17 protein-coding genes and 1 pseudogene are annotated in these 15696 nt (G+C 66.4%); 1 reads left to right on the top strand and 17 read right to left on the bottom strand.

Translation table 11 applies throughout. The annotated features are described in order from the left end of the window. Nucleotides 1–11: 11 nt before the first annotated feature. From ACI2JO_RS02515 to ACI2JO_RS02435, 17 genes are all read right to left on the bottom strand, one after another. Nucleotides 12–1856, bottom strand: a complete 1845-nt coding sequence (locus ACI2JO_RS02515) for a gp53-like domain-containing protein (RefSeq protein WP_404719172.1) — start codon at nt 1854–1856, stop codon at nt 12–14. A gap of 9 nt (nt 1857–1865) precedes the next feature. Beyond that, on the bottom strand, nt 1866–2402 hold the full coding sequence (locus tag ACI2JO_RS02510) for a phage tail protein I (protein WP_404719171.1): 537 nt from the start codon (nt 2400–2402) through the stop codon (nt 1866–1868). Continuing rightward, the gene (locus ACI2JO_RS02505) at nt 2399–3298 is read right to left on the bottom strand and encodes a baseplate J/gp47 family protein (protein WP_404719170.1); all 900 of its coding nucleotides are present in this window, start codon (nt 3296–3298) and stop codon (nt 2399–2401) included. The genes ACI2JO_RS02510 and ACI2JO_RS02505 overlap by 4 nt, the downstream gene beginning before the upstream one ends. A gap of 178 nt (nt 3299–3476) precedes the next feature. After that, a complete protein-coding gene (locus tag ACI2JO_RS02500) occupies nt 3477–4613 on the bottom strand; it encodes an MAP7 domain-containing protein (protein WP_404719169.1) in 1137 nt (378 codons plus the stop codon). Nucleotides 4614–5048: 435 nt separating this feature from the next. Next, nucleotides 5049–5765, bottom strand: a complete 717-nt coding sequence (locus ACI2JO_RS02495; protein WP_404719168.1) for a hypothetical protein — start codon at nt 5763–5765, stop codon at nt 5049–5051. A gap of 222 nt (nt 5766–5987) precedes the next feature. Next, on the bottom strand, nt 5988–6662 hold the full coding sequence (locus tag ACI2JO_RS02490; protein WP_404719167.1) for a phage virion morphogenesis protein: 675 nt from the start codon (nt 6660–6662) through the stop codon (nt 5988–5990). Continuing rightward, nucleotides 6659–7153, bottom strand: a complete 495-nt coding sequence (locus ACI2JO_RS02485; RefSeq protein ID WP_404719166.1) for a phage tail protein — start codon at nt 7151–7153, stop codon at nt 6659–6661. The genes ACI2JO_RS02490 and ACI2JO_RS02485 overlap by 4 nt, the downstream gene beginning before the upstream one ends. A gap of 4 nt (nt 7154–7157) precedes the next feature. Then, on the bottom strand, nt 7158–8327 hold the full coding sequence (locus ACI2JO_RS02480) for an SGNH/GDSL hydrolase family protein (RefSeq protein WP_404719165.1): 1170 nt from the start codon (nt 8325–8327) through the stop codon (nt 7158–7160). Beyond that, nucleotides 8324–8557: a hypothetical protein gene (locus ACI2JO_RS02475; protein WP_404719164.1), complete on the bottom strand. Its 234-nt coding sequence runs from the start codon at nt 8555–8557 to the stop codon at nt 8324–8326. Before ACI2JO_RS02475 ends, ACI2JO_RS02480 begins: the two co-directional genes overlap by 4 nt. A 16-nt stretch (nt 8558–8573) precedes the next feature. Further along, nucleotides 8574–9035 carry a hypothetical protein gene (locus ACI2JO_RS02470; RefSeq protein ID WP_404719163.1) on the bottom strand — a complete coding sequence of 154 codons (462 nt, stop codon included), beginning with the start codon at nt 9033–9035 and terminating at the stop codon, nt 8574–8576. Then, entirely contained in the window at nt 9032–9535 is a 504-nt protein-coding gene (locus tag ACI2JO_RS02465; RefSeq protein WP_404719162.1) for a lysozyme, read from the bottom strand. Before ACI2JO_RS02465 ends, ACI2JO_RS02470 begins: the two co-directional genes overlap by 4 nt. Continuing rightward, the gene (locus ACI2JO_RS02460) at nt 9535–9879 is read right to left on the bottom strand and encodes a hypothetical protein (RefSeq protein WP_404719161.1); all 345 of its coding nucleotides are present in this window, start codon (nt 9877–9879) and stop codon (nt 9535–9537) included. Before ACI2JO_RS02460 ends, ACI2JO_RS02465 begins: the two co-directional genes overlap by 1 nt. Nucleotides 9880–9881: 2 nt before the next feature. Then, complete coding sequence (locus ACI2JO_RS02455) at nt 9882–10100, bottom strand: tail protein X (RefSeq protein ID WP_404719160.1); 219 nt, start codon at nt 10098–10100, stop codon at nt 9882–9884. Further along, complete coding sequence (locus tag ACI2JO_RS02450; protein ID WP_404719159.1) at nt 10100–10603, bottom strand: head completion/stabilization protein; 504 nt, start codon at nt 10601–10603, stop codon at nt 10100–10102. Before ACI2JO_RS02450 ends, ACI2JO_RS02455 begins: the two co-directional genes overlap by 1 nt. Nucleotides 10604–10732: 129 nt before the next feature. Continuing rightward, nucleotides 10733–11548: a phage terminase small subunit gene (gene gpM, locus ACI2JO_RS02445; protein ID WP_404719158.1), complete on the bottom strand. Its 816-nt coding sequence runs from the start codon at nt 11546–11548 to the stop codon at nt 10733–10735. Nucleotides 11549–11606: 58 nt separating this feature from the next. Then, nucleotides 11607–12707: a phage major capsid protein, P2 family gene (locus ACI2JO_RS02440; protein WP_404719157.1), complete on the bottom strand. Its 1101-nt coding sequence runs from the start codon at nt 12705–12707 to the stop codon at nt 11607–11609. A 55-nt stretch (nt 12708–12762) separates the two neighbouring features. Beyond that, nucleotides 12763–13581 (bottom strand): GPO family capsid scaffolding protein, encoded by an 819-nt coding sequence (locus ACI2JO_RS02435; protein ID WP_404719156.1) that lies wholly within the window; start codon nt 13579–13581, stop codon nt 12763–12765. Between the two features lie 201 nt (nt 13582–13782). Between ACI2JO_RS02435 and ACI2JO_RS02430 the strand changes: the two are divergent. After that, a pseudogene (locus tag ACI2JO_RS02430) lies at nt 13783–15537 on the top strand (terminase large subunit domain-containing protein); the annotation flags it as partial. Between the last annotated feature and the right edge of the window lie 159 nt (nt 15538–15696).

Below are 15696 nucleotides of genomic sequence, written 5' to 3'. Positions count from 1 at the left end.
CGGGAGGTCTCTCAATAGCCGATCGCGAGGATGCGGGCGCCGATCGTCACCGAGGTCGCCCAGTCGCTGTAGAACTGGCGCATGATCGTCGCGCCGGACGGGCCGGGGTCGCCGATCAGCTGGAAGCCGACATCGGCGCGGTTGGAGATGGCGGCGATCTGCGCCGTGGTGACGACGTTGAGGCAGGCGTTCGGGAACGCGATCGGCCAGGTGACGTCGAACGCCACCTCGCCGGTGGGTGTCGAGACGTTCAGCCATTGCAGGATCAGCCCGTTGGGCAGGACGGTGTAGCCGTTGGCCGCGAGCGAACCGGTGAACGCGCCGGCGATGTCGCCGGCACCGTGGCTGTGCGCGGCGGGCGGGAAGGTCGCCGGCCTGTTGAGCAGGTTGCCCCAGTCGCGCACGTCGTCGCGATGCCAGCCGTCGAGCAGATCGGCGTCGAGCCCGGACCCCGCGCCGTCGTTTTCCGCGTGCCAGATCGTGCGCCACGCGCTCCACGTCTTGTCGTCGACGCAGTTGCGCCACTCCAGCCGCCCCGTGAAGCCCGCTGCCAATTGAACGGTCCCGGTCGAACTCGCGCTTTGCCAGACGAGCAGGGTGTCGGAGAAGTTAGGATAGCTGACGCGGTAATAGCCCGGCGTCTTCGCGGTGTTGAGTTGCGTGCTGGCGACAGCGCCGCGGTCGCCGGCGAAGTCGGTGCCGTGTTTCCCGTCGAGCAGATCGGCGTCGAGGCCAGAGCCCGCGCCGTCGTTGGCGGCATCCCAGACGGTCGCACCGCCGTGGGTCAGCGGCCCGCCCGCGACGTTGAAGCCGGCACCGTTTTCGGACAGCAACTGAATCTGGCCCCCCGTCGGGGCGAAGCCGATGTAACCCTCGCGGACGCCAGTCGAACGAATGAAGGCGAGATAGCCGGTGTTGGCGGCTCCCCCGGCTTGGTAAAGCGCGACTCGACCGACCGAGGCTGCCCCGACCGTCACCGTGCCAGTGAAGCCGGCACCGCTCAGCAGCGCGAAGTCGGTGGCGTGGCGGCCATCGAGCAGATCGGCGTCGAGCCCGGAGCCCGCGCCATCGTTGGCGGCGTCCCAGACGATCGCTCCGCCGTGGGTCAGCGGCCCGCCCGCGACGTTGAAGCCGGCGCCATTATCGGACAGCAACTGGATCTGGCCGCCGGAGGGGGCGAGGCCGATATACCCCTCGCGAACGCCGGTCGATCGGATGAACTCGACAGCGCCGGTGGCCGCGGCGCCCCCTGACGGCGAGAGCGCGACCCGCCCGACCCCGGCGGCCCCGACCGTCACCGCGCCGGTGAAGCCCGCCCCCGTCAGCGCCGCGTAGAGCTTCGCCGCGGCGGCCGGCGTGACGATCCGCTGCGTATCCTTGCCCGCCGCCACCTCGGCGTCGGTCGCCAGTTCGGCGACGCCCGCGCGCTCGGTCGTCGCCGCCGGATTGATGAAATTGGCGGAGCCGAAGGTGATCTGGGCAGCCGGGATGTTCGACAAGGCGACATCGATCGCGAGCAGCAGCAGCGCCTGCGCCGACTTCTGCACGATCGGGTCGGCCTGACCGTAGAGCGCGAACAGCGTCCCGTCCGACAGGTACAGCGCGAACGAGCGGACGGTGTAGCCGTCGCTGCTCTCGTCGTTGACGGTCAGGTGGACGACGTCGGCCGCGGTCGCGTCGCCCGCGATCGTGGTGATCCGCTTCACCTCGCCGGCCAGCGCGGTCGCGGTCGCTGCGGCGCTGATCGCCGTCGGGGAGACGCCGACCGCGTCGATCCGCACCGCGCGGAAACCGCCCTTCGCCTGATCGACGATCGCGGCGCGGCCGGCGTTGGTGATGACGAGTTGCAGGGCCATAAGCGTTCCTCAGGCGGCGAGCGACAGGCGCGCGTGGAGCGCCGGGCGCGCGGCGGCGACCGGGCCGAGCGCGCCGGTGGCGGAGAGCGCCTGGCTGAAGGTGAAATGCGCGCGCGCGGGCTTGGTGCGCTCCACCTCGGCGATCACCGCCTCGGCGTAGGCGGCGGTCGCCTCCGGGCGGACGATCCCGTCGAGGCTGACGATCAGCGCGAAGGTGTGCGCCGGCCCGGGCGGAATCATCTGCCACCATTCGCGCACCGCGACCGCGCCGCCGAAGCTGGCGATCACCTCGCGCAACGACGCGACGGTGCCCTTGCGGCGCTGGATACTGATCGCCGAGCGGACGCGCGCGCGCTTGATCGCGTCGGGCCAGTCGCTCTCCCAGGTGTCGATCGACACCGCCCAGGCGAGGAACGGGAGCTGATCGGCGGGGCAGGTGTCGGGATTGACGAGCTGGCGCAGCGGCACCGGCACGTCGGAGATCCGCGCGACGCTCGCCTCGATCGCGCGTTCGAGCGCGGTGGCGTTGGCGGGCAGCAGCGTCATTCGCCGACCCCGCCGGGGGTGAGGGTGATCGCGGTGCACCAGGTCGCGGCGGTGCGATCGACCACCACGTCGGCGGCGGGCTGCGCCAGCGCGACGTTCTGGACGCCCTCGACGTGGAGCGCGCCGAAGATCCCCGAGCGGGTGACGTCGAGCCCGATGCGGTGGCAGCGCGCGACATAGGCGTCGAGCCGCGTGCGGGCTTCCCTGAGGACGATCGCGGGGTCGGGGCCGCCAAAGGTCGTGATTGTCGCGGCGACCGTGTAGCGGACGATCGTCGCGGCGCGGACCTGCACCAGATCGGTGAGCGGGCGGCGGGTGTCGGCGGACAGATACGCGCCGACCGCGGCGACGAGCGCGGCGGGGGCGGTGCCGTCGCCGTCGCGCGACAGGATGGTGACGACGACCTGTCCCGGCGTCGGGCTGGTGGCGCTGGCGTCGAGCACGTCGGGGTGCGCGGACAGCGCGTGGAAGATGTACGCGCCCGCCGGTCCCGCGACCGAATAGCCTTCGGGGGCGAGCACCAGCCGGCGGCGCAGCTCGTCGTCGCTCTCGTAGGTCGGCGCGATGCCGCGCGTGGCGTCGCCGGGGTCGATCAGCAGCCGCGCGACGCCGACCAGCGCGGCGAGCTGGTCGAGGTCCGCACCGATCGCGAAAGCCGGCATCACCGCGCGCGCGGCATCGTTGACGCGGGCGCGGAGCAGGAACTCGCGATAGGCGCAGACCTGCAACAGCTTCACCGCCGGGTCGCTTTCGACCGTGGCGTCGAACGTCGGGAGCAGCGCCGTCAGGCGCGCCAGCATCTCCGCGTAGATCTGCTCATAGCTGAGCGGCTCCACGACGCTGGGGGCGGGGAGGCGCGAGAGATCGACGGCGGTGTAGGTGGCGGTGTCGGCCATGCCGCGATCTGGTGGCGCGCGGGGATGAGGATGCCAGCGGCGTTGGGTGTGGAATGGGCGTTCCACAGTTCAGTGATAGCGATGCGGCTTGCGAGCTGTCGGAGGCGATAAAGAGCGACTTCGTGGCTTAGCGTAAGGGCGCTCGCACCGGAGGGAATGCCATTGCCTTTGACCCCACTTAGCGATCGCTAAATCTTTTAGCTATAAACCCATAGGTGCCGCTGGGTGTTCGAAACTCCTGCTCCTTCATCGGGAACACGAAGATAGATTTTCCGTTAAATCTCAGATTGAAGCTTCTGACAGAAATAGCGTTGTTTACTGCTACTATCTCTTCCTTTTTGGAATCCGATGGCGTTAACGGATCCATAAAGAAAGCGACCAGCGAAGAACCTTTTAAGTCCACCACCGATGTCATTCTATTGCTGAACTGTATGTTATCTGCGGATATCGAAACTGGCTTCGTCAGAAGGTAAATTTCTTGAACGTCTCGCTTGAACATGCCCGTCATCATTTCGGCCTGCTTCCGAAACGAAAAATCAGCGGAGCAAAACTGCTCTCCAGATTTTATGGCGCTAACGCATTTTAAAGCGTCGGAAGTTTTTGAAAAAATCATCACACTAAAATAATATTTGAATAACGGCGTCAAAGTGGGGTCGCCGTGCAAAATCTCGTACGCGGGCGATCCTTTGCCAATTGAAGGACGGTCGCTATCAAGAGAAATAGATTTGAGGTTTGTTAGTGCCAAATTACCTTTTATGGAGTTTACCTGTGCTGCCATCGATACGCCAAAGCTGACAGGCAGAAGTGGCCATGCAACGCGCCCAACTTCGGAGATGGTTTGTTCCATTCGACTCAGGCTTCTCGCGTTCCCCTCTGAAACGCGGCGCTCGATGATGTTATCTCGGGTTCTTTGTTCGGAAAAGGCAAGAAGCATCGCCATTTCCTGTTTCCTCGCTTGAGCAAGTGCCTGCTCTCTCTGCTCCTGACGATAGCGCCATTCAGCAGCATCGCGCGCGCGTTGTTCGTCACGGGCTCGAGCCTTGCCTTCTCTGTCCAGACGATCTCTATTTTCTGCCTCGATCTTTTCACTGGCTTTGGCATCTCTTTGTGCCAGTCCTTCAAAGCCGTAAGCTAATACGCCGATTATCGAGGACGCCATTGTGATGATGAGGGCGATCTGCCCGGACGCCGTCAGCCGCTTTCGCCCCCTCTCATCTTCGAATGTCGTCTTTGTCAGCAGGCCCCAAGCGGAGGAAATGCCCGATATCAAGATTCCGGCATATTTCAGTATGCCAAGGATGATGAAGGTGCTCATGGTCGAGGTGCCTGCCTGATGCGAGGTGTTTCTACCACAACCTTGAGGGCTGAGCTATTATCTTGCTTGATTGCACGACTGTAAAGACAAGCTTTCCCCACGCAAAGCTTAAGACTCTTACATCGCCGTCGCGGGTCGTGCCTTTCTCTGCGTAACGTCGAAAAGCGGAATGATCCTGTTCAGGCGCGGGAGCGTTACACAATGTTCTGCTGATGGTTAAGCGGCTTCATTTCGCTAGGAGCGAGCTGCGCTTGAAATAGATAGATGTTTAGGTGACGGTGCTCGCCGTGCCGTAATCTGGTGGCGCGAGGGGGATTCTAGCGGTTAAGCCCTTCGGAAATAATTATTGCGGATGGTGTGGATTCAATGGCCAATTTGCGATGTGAGACATCTCGCCGCTCATCTATGCACCTCCAACTCCAAATAAGTTGATCGTTATTCACAAGCGCTGTGATCTAGCTGGCCGAAAGCCAAAGCATAAGTTCTGACAGATTCGAATAGCATTTTTAAAGTGTTCTTAGACAAAGTGTATCCTACCAATTGACCTTTAACTGTAGAGTGATACTGTAGCTCCTCACCACAAACTGATATTTTGCTGTCGATCATTGGCAGGCCCAAATACTCATCGTGTATAGGAAATTCGATCAGATCCTGTGCTGCGTGCGAATCTACATCCTTCGGACTGGAGCCATGCTCAAAAGGGTGGGCAGCCGGTAGGCGTACTTTTGCAATCGATGGGAAGGCCTTTTGAAATATGATGCGACTTTCCTTAAGAAGAGCCTTGTCAACGCCACTGTAAAACGTGGGGCACAGCGGAAAAAGGCTCGAATCCTTTTGACGAAGTTGTTCGCAACTATATGCAAGCATCGCGCCTTGTCGTGCAGACATCTCGATCCAAGATTTCATCTTTTTAGATAAGAGTTCCAGATCTTCAGATTGCCGTCGGTCTTGCGTGTGCGTTATCGCATGAAGTGATTTTCTGGCTACTTCCCGCCGCGCTCTCGCCTCGATAAACAACTCGAGTGAATGCTGGAAATGGTCAACAATCGCTATCGCACTGCTAATATTTGAAATAATATAATGGACGGGTCTTTGTTCAGCTTCAGGAAAATCTTCAATAAAGAAAAAAGGGGCTCTAATTTTAAGGTTCACGCAATTAACACCTTTTCATCGAAAAGATTCGTGTTGCGAAAGGGGCAATACTGCTTTTAAAAATGCCAATTTAAACAGGTGTCTCAAAGAAGGACTGACTAGTAAATTCATAAAGCATTATTACCTCCCCCAAGAAGAAGACGATATTTTGATAAATCATTTCACTGGTTTGGGCAAGGCTGGTGGGGCGGGATGGTTGCAGAGGGATATACCCTGTTCCCTCTACTTGAATGAATATTTATTGGCAATTTGTTTAACTATGTGAGCTGATAGTGCGCTTTGGTCTGCTTTGCTGATCCCCAGCAGCACACGCCGCGCATAGCGCACCGGCTTGCTCTTCTTGGCCGGCCGATCGCTTCCCCCCTCCTGATGGACACTCGCGATCGCCGCCGCGCCGCCAGTCCAGCCGACCCACGCCTCGTCGCCGGTCGCACCGCTCTTGAGAAAGCGGGCGGTGCGGAGCTTGCGGAACATCGCCTTCGTCTTGATCGTGCCGCGCCGCCGCAGCTTGCCGCCGCGGACCCTTTCGTGGCCGTCGACCGGGAGCCATCGGGCGATCTTGTCCCAGAAGAAGCTGCGGATCGCGCCGGCCTCACTGTCGAAGCCGGTGAGCAGCGGGCCTTGCCGGACCCAGCTTTTCATGATGACCAGCCGCGGCTCGGCGACGCCCTTGGGGTAGAGGAATTTGACGGTATAGCCGCCGCCCTGCTCGGGCTTGCGGGCCTTGCGCGGGGCGAAAGGCGTGCCGTCGGGTGCGCGTTGCGCGGCGATGCGCTCGGACTGCGACTGGCGGATGTCGCGCGCGAGGCTGCGGAGCAGCTCGCGGCGCTCCGGGCCGGAGAGGCGGCGCAGGCAGGCGCTCGCCAGCCGCTCGATCGCGTCGAGACCGTCGCTCATCGTGGCGGCTGCTGCGGGGAGGCGGCGGCCAGTTCGTTGTCGAGGTAGAGCTGCCACAGGTTGACGCCGGACAGCCCGTCGAAGCGGTCGGCGATGTCGGCATCGTCGGCGAGGTGGGTGATGCGGCGCGCGCCATCGGCGAGCGTCTCAACGATCACGCGCTCGCTCAGCTCGATCGTCAGCGACAGGTCGGTGGTGTCGGCGTCGAGCAGCTCTGCCTCGAAGGCGATCGGCTCGCCGTTCGGCTTCGCCAGCAGCTCGGGCTGATGGCGCGCGATCCACGCCAGCAGCGGCACGACGATCTGGTCGGGACTGCCCGCGAAATCCTGCGCGACGAGGTTGGCGGTGTAGCGATATTCGAACGACAGCGACGCGCCGGCGCGCGCGGCGACCCGCCCGCGATCGACGAAGATCGACAGCGTCTCCGGGTTGGTGCGGAGCGCCGGCACCGCGCGCAGCAGCAGGTCGCGGAGACTGTCGAGCTTGGTCATCGCGTCACCGCGCCCACAGGTTCAACACGCGGCGGATCACGTCGCCGACCAGCGCTGCCTTGGTGGCATAACCGAGCAAGGTCGGGTGCACCGTGTCGCTGTACCAGCCGAGGCCATTGGCGATGGCGAACGAGCGCCACGCAGCGCGGACATCGATGACCGGCACATCGGCTTCGAGCGCCGCGGCGATGGTGGCCGCCGCATAGTCGCTTTGCAGGGGTGTGTTGCCGGTGATGCCCGCGTCCCACAGCGGCGTGGTCACGATGACATCGCCCGAGAGCTTTCCCTGCGCGATGCCGGCCACGAGGTTGGATCTGAACACTGGGAGGGCAATCGCCTGACGCCAGTCGTTGATTGCCCAGTCGTCGAGGATCGACAGGTCCGGGGCCACCGCGCTCCACATCGCCATCCGGCCGGCGGTCGCATCGCTGTTCTGGAGGAACTGATCCGAACGCGCGCCGCTGATCCCCCAGTTGTAGACGCTGATCTCTCGCCGGCCGGCGGTGTCGTCATAGCCGGAAATGCCGATGATCTGGACGTTGCCCGCCACCCACGTCAGGGTAATCGGCCGGGGTCCGGCCGAGGCCGCCCGTACCACGATGCGGCGGGGGCCGGGGCTTGCTGCGCCGCTGACCTGCGTGGCGGCCCCGCCGTCGATCGACCACGACCAGTTCCGGCCGACGCCATCGCGGTACCAGATCTCGTATGTCGTGATGCTGGTGACGGGCGTGAAGGTGATGCTGCCCGCTGCGCCGTTCATGGCAAAGCCGTTCCCGCCGGCGGTGGTGAACGGTCCCGGTGCGGCCGAGCCAGTCAGCACGACGCGGGTGTCGCCAGCCATGTAGTTCGCGGCGGTCTGGGGAGTCGCCCAGCAAGCGTGATCGCCGAACATGTTCGAAGCGCCAGCGGGCACACCCTGACGCGCGAGCATCGCCGCCATCTGCATCGGCCATGATCCCGTCATCAGCGTCGTGCCGCCGTTGAGGCTCTGGCCGCAGGTCGTCGAGGGGCCGATCGTCGCGACTATCGCGTTTCGATCAGTGCGCGCGGCGGCTGCCCGGAACCGCTGCGTATTCGATGCCGTGAGGTTGAGAAGCCATCGTTCAAGGCCGTCGCCGCGACCGAGCGAGGCCAGCCACGCGGCGCGGCGCTGATCGAGGGTGGAAGCGGTCACGGATGGTCCTTCTTTTCCGGGGGGCAGGTGCCGGGCGCGGTCCAGTCGATCAGCCGGTCGAGTCGCGCCGCGACGGTGGCGAAGGCGCGGGCGAGGCGGATCACGCCGGCGCGCAGCCGGGTCGGCATCTGCGCGACGAGCTGCGGATCCTCGGGCAGGCCGTCGGGGCGGTCGGCGCAGGCGAGCAGCTCGGCGGGCGGCGTGTCCTTCACCGGCACCGCGACCGGCACCGGCTTCTCGACGATCTCAGCGCGGGGGGTGCAGCCCGGCAACGCCGTTGACAGCAGCAGTCCACTCACGATCGACCAGGTTGCGGCGGTCGGCTTCGGCATCGGCGGTCTCCATGCGCTGCGCGGCGTCGCGCGCCGCCTCGGCCGCGCGGCGCGCGGCGGTGTTGTCGGTGAGCTGGCGGGCGTCGTGCTCGGCGAGCGCCCGGGTCAGCGTCTCGGCGGTGATCTGGTCGGTGCGCGCCTTGAAGTCGGCGAGCGCGGCGACCTTCAGCCGGCACGCCTCGCCGCGCCGGAGCTTGCCCGCCGCGAAGTCGCCGCCGGCGCTGGCGCAGATCAGCTCGGCGCGGCGCAGCAGGTCGTCGCGGTCGGCGGCGGTGCTGCGAAGCTGGACGTAGAGCCACGCGCCGGCCCCCGCGACCGCGAGCAGGACGATGAACGCGGCCTCCGCGCGCAACCGGGCGAACAGCAGCCGGATCACCGCGCCAGACCCTTCAGGCACAACGCGCGTTCGGCGTGGCGACGGCGGTCGAGGCCGGGGACGACGCGCCCGCCGGCCCGGTTCCACAACAGGAACGCGTCGCAGGCCGCGCGCCACTGGTGCGCGTTGAAGCGGCGCGCGATCGTCGAGGCGCAATAGCCGTTCGTGCCGATGTTGTACGCGAGGCTGACCGCCGCGGCGAGCTGCGCCGGCCGATCGCGCAGCACCGGCGTGCAGGCGAGCACCGGATCGGCGTGGCGGACCAGCGCCGCCTCCTCGCGCGCCTTGCAGCCGTCCGGCGTCTCGGCCGAGCCGGGGCGCACGTCGCCGGTGACGCCGTCGCAGATCGTCCAGACGCCGACGAGGTCGCGATAGGCGGTCAGCCGGGGTTTTCCGCCCGATTCCCACTGCGACACGAACGGCACGATCAGCGCGGCGGCGGTGACGCCGACCACGGCAACGAGGCTGCGCCGCGGGCGCGGCGGGGGGATGCTGGGCATCAGCGGTCCTTTCGCGAGGGCAGGAAGCGGTCGATCAGCGCGGCGGGGATCTCGGCGACGCGGTCGATCAGCGCGTGGGTGACGCGCGGTGTCGCCTTGTAGGCGATCATGCCGGTGACGAACTGGATCGCCTGGAGCACGAACGCGCTCCAGGCGGTGATGCTGTGGATCGCGCCGCCGACGAAATAGCTGACGCACACCCCGACCGAGAGCTGGACGAAGCGCTGGCGCCACGTCAGCCCCGGTTCGTAGGCGAGGCTGACCGCCGCGCCGAGCGCTGAGGGCACCAGCCCGGCGATGAAGGCGCTGGTGGCGAGCGCGGCCTCGTGGAGAAAGGGCTTCATGGTCAGTCCCAGAGCTGGATGAGGTCGCGGGTCGGCGTCGCCGGCGTGGCGGGTGCGGGCGGCACGGTGACGATCGTGCCGGCGGCGAGCCGCGGCCCGGCGTCGGCGATGCCGGGGTTGAGCGCGATCACCGCGGGCAGATCGGCGGGGCCGAGCGCGCGGGTCCGCCAGATCAGCTCGTCGAGCGTATCGCCGGCGCGTGCGGTGACGGTGGTGGCCATCAGATCAGCTCGACATCGGTGCGGGTGCGGCCGAGCAGCGCACGCACCGCATGGATCGCGTCGCGGCGCAGCTCGCCGACCGACGGGTCGAGATCCTCGGCGCGGCGCTCGCCGGCCCCGGTCAGATCGGTGTCGCGGTAGCGTTCGACGACCAGCGCCTTCGTCCAGGCGGCGACCGCCTGGCGGTAGAGGATCAGCGTGCGCGGCTCGCCGGCGATCGTTGCGGCGGGCACCGCGGCGAGCGAGGTGTAGCTGGCGGCGATCTGCGCGGCCTGCCAGTCGGCGAGCTGCTCGCCGACCCAGATCAGCGCCGCCAGCGCCGCCTCGCGCAGCCGCTCGGGCGTGATGGTGTCGCGGACGCGCGCCTGCGCGCGCAGCGCGGTCAGGTCGACGCCGGGGAACCAGCCGTCGTGAGCGAGCGGGTCGGGGATCGACGCGAGCGAGGTAACGGGCGCGTCGCGCGCGCTGGTCGCGAACGCCGGGATGATCAGCGTCTCGGTCACGGGAGCGGGGCTTCGCGCATGGCGGGTTCCTGATGTTTTCGGGGGTGGGGACCGGGTTGAGCGCGGCCCGGCGACCCGTAGGTCTCCCGCCTCACGCGATCCGCCCCCGAGCGCCGGGAGGCGAGCGGGTTACGTTTGCGGCGGGGCCGCGGTGGTGTTCGGATCGGTCGGTTCGGGGGCGGGCAGCGCGGCCAGCGCCTTTTCCAGCCCTTTGATCTGCGTCTTCACGCCGACGCGGTCGTGGAGCGTCTGCGCGGCGGTGAGGCGGTCGATCGCGGCGCTGGCGAGGCGGCGGGCGTCACCGGCATCGGCGGCGTCGACGCCGCGCGCGAGTTCGGTGCCGATCGCCTTGAGCAGCTTGGCGCGCACCTCGTCGTGCATGTCGACGCCGTCGACCAGCGCCTCGACCTGCTCCAGCACGTCGAGCGGAAAGGCGTTGTTCGCCGCCTGCGCCCGGAGCGCGGCCTCGGCGACTTCCTCGACGATCAGCGTCGCGGCGTCGCGCTGGTAGCGCGCGGGCAGCGCGACGTCGTGGCGCAGGACGTGCCCGGCCAGCGCCAGCGCGTAGCGCCAGTCGCCGGTGTCGATCGCCCAGACCATGATCGTGGGCAGCACCTCGTCGGCGCCGGTCGGCGCGAGCGTGCCGCGCGGCGCGGTGCGGCCGGCTTCGAGCAGGCCCGCGACCCAGGCGTCATATTCGCCGATCAACTCCTGCTTGACCGCGATCTTGTTGGCGACCGACCGGATTTCCTTCAGCCGGCGCAGATCGTGCTGCAATCGCAGGTTGATCGTGTGCGCGGCGGTCGAGATCGTACCGGCGGGCGAGGGGGCGTGCCCCGCCGCGGCGTCGAACGCCGCGGCGGGAGCCAGCCCGCCGTCCATCGCAGGAGCAGACGCGGCGGTCAGGGACTGGATATATTCCCGGTGTCGACGAGCGAGGCTCATGCGCGTGTCCTGTGGAGGCGGGCTGTTCGGGGGGAGGTCTTCGCGGGGAAGCCGCCGGTTACGGCTTCTTCGCCTGGACGATGTTCTCGACGAGCGCGCAGCGGCCGTAATCCTCGACCACATAGGCTTCGTTTACCGACTGATAGTCGGCGAGCTGATCGTATTCCGGCTCTTCGCGGAGCTGGCGGCGCTGCGTGCCTTCCTGAACGTAGATCGACAAATTATCGAGGCTCGTCACCAGCAGCGCGTTGGCGGGGAAGAACGGCACCATGATCGCGGTCTTGCCGCCGATCTGCTTGGGCAGGGTCAGGATGCGGTTGCGCGCCTCCATCTCCATCGCCCGGTCGCCGGCGGCGTTGATGACGTTGAGGAAGCGGTCCTGCACGAGATCGCGGCCGACGATCACGACGATGTCGGTATCGTCGCGGTGCCATTCGTCCATGATCTCGATCGCGTCGAAGACCAGTGCGTCGAGGTTGACGTAATCGACGTCGGTGCCCGGCGTGCCGGCGGCGACGTAGATCTTGCCGGGGGCCGTCACCACCCCCTGCGCGTTGCGGGTCGCCGGCGCGAACGCACCGCCGGCGATGTGACGCGCGGGCGCGAAGGTGCGGATCTTGTAGAGCCAGCCGAAATTGACGTCCTGCAACAGCGGATAGGCGACGATGTCGGTGTTGTCGGCGCGCGCGATGCCGTTCCAGCCGATCATGATCCGGTCGCGACCGCGCTGTTTGACGATCACGTCGGCGTAGAGCTTCTGAAACTCGGGCTTGCCGGCCCACATGTCGAGCTTGGCGTATTTGATCGCGGTGTCGCTGTTGGTCTGCTCGCAGCGGTAGCGGCCACGATCGAGCGTGTCGGTCGGGTCGGTGGGGCGGCGGCGCACGCCCTTCGCGCTGTCGGTCAGCGTACGGCTGGCGATCGGGCGGGTGACGCCCAGCCCGACCTTCGCGCCCTCCTGCTCCTTGACCGAGACGACGTTGATCCTGGTCAGGAATTCGCTGGAGTGCTGGATCACCTCCTCCAGCCGCTGCTGGACGACGGGGGCGACCGCGAATTCGTGCTGCCCGGTCAGGACGGAGACGTCGACGCCGTTGAGCTGCGCGATTCGCGACAGCATCTGATTGAAAACGACGCGGGTTTCGTTGCGCATGGCCATGAGGGTCAGGGTTCCTGTGGGGGCGGCGGGCGGAGCGGGGGGAGCGCGGCGGGGATCAGAAGTCGGTCAGCAGCGCGCCGTTGCCGCCGGTGGCGGGCGCGCGGCTGAACGTGCCGTCGGGCGTCGTCGCCAGCTGTCTGGTGAGCGCGTCGACGTCGCTGCGGAACCGCGCCTGCGCGTCGGCGATCGGCTGGATCGCGGCGGCGAGCTGCGTCGCCATCTGCTCGCCGATCGCGGTCGCGAAGGCGGCGAAATTGTCGTTGGCAGCCTCGGGCTTCGGCTTGGGCTCTTCCTTCTTCTCCGGCTCGCCGCGCGAGAACAGCGCCGCGACGCTGGCGAAGCCGGTCCTGATCGCATCGGCGATTCCGGCGGGGTCGGCGGGCGCGCCTTCGAACTCGAGCGTCACCGCCTCCGCGCCGTGCGCGTGGAACGTGCCGGGCGCGCTGCGCGAGAATTGCAGGCGCTGCGTCGCGATCGACGCCGGGCTGTCGGTGAAGGCGAGACCGATCAGGCCGACCTTGTCGATGCCGGCGTAGCTGGGGGTCAGCTCGACCGAGGGGAACGGTTTCTGGTCGGCCTTCGCAAGCTTCACCAGCTGCGCGTTGCCGTCGACCTGCGCATAAAGCGCGCGGCGCCTTTCCTTCTTGCCGTCGATCGTGATCTCGTCGTCCTGCGCCCGGACGCCGATCACGCTGCCATAACCGTTGAACGGCGGTTCCGGGCTGTAGCCCTTCATATGCTCGACGTTGATGCGCGGGGTGTAGGTTTCGGCGTTGAAGGTCTCGACGATCTGGTCGATCATTTCCGGGGTGATCGTCCGGCCGTCGCTGATCGTGCTGCCGGCGACGAAGCAACGGAAATACTGGCTCTTCATGGGCGGCGTCCCTCGGTTCGCGTGACGGCGCCGGGGCGGCGGCGCGGTCGATGACCGCGAAGAAGCGGAAAGCCGGGCGTGATTGCCAGCGCGCGTGCCTGTCGAAGCGCCTTCCCACAGGCAAGCGGCGTCGGGGTCGGGCGGGCGGCGTGGCTACGGTCCGGCGCGATGGACCTGCTGCCCCCCGATACCGGTTTGCCGCTGCCCGCGACGACGTTTCCGATCCCGGTCGATGCGCGACGACAGGCGCGCAGCCTGTACTGGCGCGGCTGGGGCGTGACGCAGATCGCCGACGAGCTGGGGCTCAAGCGAGCGACGGTCGAGGCGTGGAAGCAGCGCGAGAAATGGGACGGCGCGCCGTCGCTGACCAAGGTCGAGGATGCGCTGGAATGCCGCATCAACACCCTGGTCGCCAAGGAGCAGAAGTCCGGCGGCGACTTCAAGGAACTCGACGCGCTGATGCGCGCGCTGGCGATGACCGCGAAGATCCGCCGCTACGAGGCACCGGGCGGGCACAGCGGCGACCTCAACGACAAGGTCGCCAACCGCAACGCCGGCGAGAAGAAGAAGAAGCCGGGAGCCAAGAACCATTTCACGACCGAACAGGTCGAGCAGCTCGAGGCGATCTTCGAGAAGGAGCTGTTCGGCTATCAGGAGGATTGGTGGGCGGCGAAGGATCAGCGCACCCGGATGATCCTGAAGTCGCGCCAGATCGGCGCGACCTGGTATTTCGCGCGCGAGGCGCTGCTCGACGCGCTGCGCGGGGGCGGCAATCAGATCTTCCTGTCCGCCTCCAAGGCGCAGGCGCATATTTTCCGCGGCTATATCATCCAGTTCGCGGCGCGTGTCGGGGTGAAGTTGCAGGGCGATCCGATCGTGCTGACCGCCGATACGATCCCCGACGGCGAGCCGGCGGCCGAGCTGATCTTCCTGGGCACCAACGCGCGCACCGCGCAGGGCTATCACGGCAATTTCTATTTCGACGAGTTCTTCTGGACCTATGGCTTCGAGGAGCTGAACAAGGTCGCCAGCGCGATGGCGATGCACAAGCGCTGGCGGCGAACCTATTTTTCGACGCCGTCGAGCGTCGCGCATCAGGCGCACCCCTATTGGACCGGCGAGCGGCGCAACCGGCGGGTGAAGAAGGCCGACCGGATCGAGATCGATGTCGGGCATGCGCGGCTCGCGGCGGGCGTGCTGTGCGAGGACAAGGTGTGGCGCCAGATCGTCACGATCGAGGATGCGGCGGCGCGCGGCTGCGACCTGTTCGACGTCGACGAGCTGCGCGTCGAATATGCGCCCGACGAATTCGCCAACCTGCTGATGTGCCAGTTCGTCGACGACAGCCTGTCGGCGTTCAAGTTCAACGAGCTGCAACGCGCCACCGTCGACTCGGTGGTCGACTGGACCGACGTCGACCTGCTCGCCGCGCGACCGGTCGGCAATCGCGAGGTGTGGGCGGGCTATGATCCGCAGGAGAGCGAGGACGGCGACAATGCCGCGCTGGTGATCGCGTTGCCGCCGGGCGGGCCGGGCGGCAAGTTCCGGCTGCTGGAGCGGCACCAGATCAAGGGCGATTTCCAGACGCAGGCCGATTTCGTGCTGGCGCGGCTGGCGCGGTACAATTGCACCTATCTGGGTATCGACAAAAAGGGCGTCGGCGCGGCGGTCTATCAGCTGGTGCGTGACCGGATGCGCGGGGTGGTCGCGCTCGAATATTCGCTCGAATCGAAGACGCAGATGGTGATGAAGGCGCAGCACACCTTCGCCCGCCAGCGCGTCGAATATGATGCCGGCTGGATCGACCTGCAATCGAGCTTCCTGTCGATCAAGAAGGCGCTGACCGGATCGGGGCGCGCGATCACGTTCAAGGCATCGCGCAGCGAGGATGTCGGCCACGCCGATCTCGCCTGGGCGGCGATGCACATTTTCATCAACGAGCCGCTGGACGGGCAGCGCCGGCCGGGCATGACCATGGAGATTATCGGTGGCGAAGGGGAAAGCACGGGCGTCGGCGCGGGCGGAGACGTTAGGGGCGTCGTCTTCGGCGACCGGCGCTGGCGCGAGCGGCGTCGCGGGCGGGCGGATCGAGACCTTCGCGTTCGGCGACCCGGA

The sequence above is a fragment of the Sphingomonas sp. NPDC079357 genome, assembly GCF_044901155.1.
GTDB lineage: Bacteria > Pseudomonadota > Alphaproteobacteria > Sphingomonadales > Sphingomonadaceae > Sphingomonas.
The sequence above is the reverse complement of the archived record's forward strand: the minus strand, read 5'-3'. Positions and strand labels throughout refer to the sequence as shown.

Coding starts and splice junctions, on each gene's coding strand:
- ACI2JO_RS02465 (WP_404719162.1), bottom strand. CDS start 9,535: ATGCCCAGCATCCCCCCGCCGCGCCCGCGGCGCAGCCTCGTTGCCGTG.
- ACI2JO_RS02460 (WP_404719161.1), bottom strand. CDS start 9,879: ATGAAGCCCTTTCTCCACGAGGCCGCGCTCGCCACCAGCGCCTTCATC.
- ACI2JO_RS02485 (WP_404719166.1), bottom strand. CDS start 7,153: ATGACCAAGCTCGACAGTCTCCGCGACCTGCTGCTGCGCGCGGTGCCG.
- ACI2JO_RS02435 (WP_404719156.1), bottom strand. CDS start 13,581: ATGAAGAGCCAGTATTTCCGTTGCTTCGTCGCCGGCAGCACGATCAGC.
- ACI2JO_RS02440 (WP_404719157.1), bottom strand. CDS start 12,707: ATGGCCATGCGCAACGAAACCCGCGTCGTTTTCAATCAGATGCTGTCG.
- ACI2JO_RS02510 (WP_404719171.1), bottom strand. CDS start 2,402: ATGACGCTGCTGCCCGCCAACGCCACCGCGCTCGAACGCGCGATCGAG.
- ACI2JO_RS02455 (WP_404719160.1), bottom strand. CDS start 10,100: ATGGCCACCACCGTCACCGCACGCGCCGGCGATACGCTCGACGAGCTG.
- ACI2JO_RS02490 (WP_404719167.1), bottom strand. CDS start 6,662: ATGAGCGACGGTCTCGACGCGATCGAGCGGCTGGCGAGCGCCTGCCTG.
- ACI2JO_RS02505 (WP_404719170.1), bottom strand. CDS start 3,298: ATGGCCGACACCGCCACCTACACCGCCGTCGATCTCTCGCGCCTCCCC.
- ACI2JO_RS02515 (WP_404719172.1), bottom strand. CDS start 1,856: ATGGCCCTGCAACTCGTCATCACCAACGCCGGCCGCGCCGCGATCGTC.
- ACI2JO_RS02500 (WP_404719169.1), bottom strand. CDS start 4,613: ATGAGCACCTTCATCATCCTTGGCATACTGAAATATGCCGGAATCTTG.
- gpM (WP_404719158.1), bottom strand. CDS start 11,548: ATGAGCCTCGCTCGTCGACACCGGGAATATATCCAGTCCCTGACCGCC.